This is a genomic window from Vogesella mureinivorans, assembly GCF_007644035.1.
GTDB classification, from domain to species: domain Bacteria; phylum Pseudomonadota; class Gammaproteobacteria; order Burkholderiales; family Chromobacteriaceae; genus Vogesella; species Vogesella mureinivorans.
Map to the genome: position 1 here is coordinate 1 of NZ_VMTV02000611.1, position 319 is coordinate 319.

The 319-nt window shown below is 49.2% G+C and carries 1 protein-coding gene; it reads right to left on the reverse strand.

All coding sequences use genetic code 11. The features are described from left to right. Window positions 1-93 precede the first annotated feature (93 nt). Window positions 94-255 (reverse strand): hypothetical protein, encoded by a 162-nt coding sequence (locus FLQ44_RS25635; protein ID WP_206208932.1) that lies wholly within the window; start codon window positions 253-255, stop codon window positions 94-96. Window positions 256-319 lie beyond the last annotated feature (64 nt).

Sequence of the window (319 nt, forward strand, 5' to 3'; positions counted from 1 at the left end):
TTGCCGTGATTGGGAACCAGCAAATGCGCCAGCAGGTGTTTTCATTGACATTGAGTTGCTGTTGTTCGGCGCTGGTGTCTATGTATTGTTGAGCTAACTGGGAATGCAGGCAATATTAGGGCACGAGCCACCAATCATGTTTAAGCTACGTTCCACCAGAGCGGTTTGGCGTCCGTCCGCGACTAGTGCAGGTGCCAGTGTTTTACCTGCTTTACCGCCGCCGATAATAATGTCGTCGTAGTATTGGGTATCCATTTCAATCTCCTTTGCGTTTGGCGTTACTTCATTCGGCGATTGGGATTACTTCACAGCAGAGCTA

Coding starts and splice junctions, on each gene's coding strand:
- FLQ44_RS25635 (WP_206208932.1), bottom strand. CDS start 255: ATGGATACCCAATACTACGACGACATTATTATCGGCGGCGGTAAAGCA.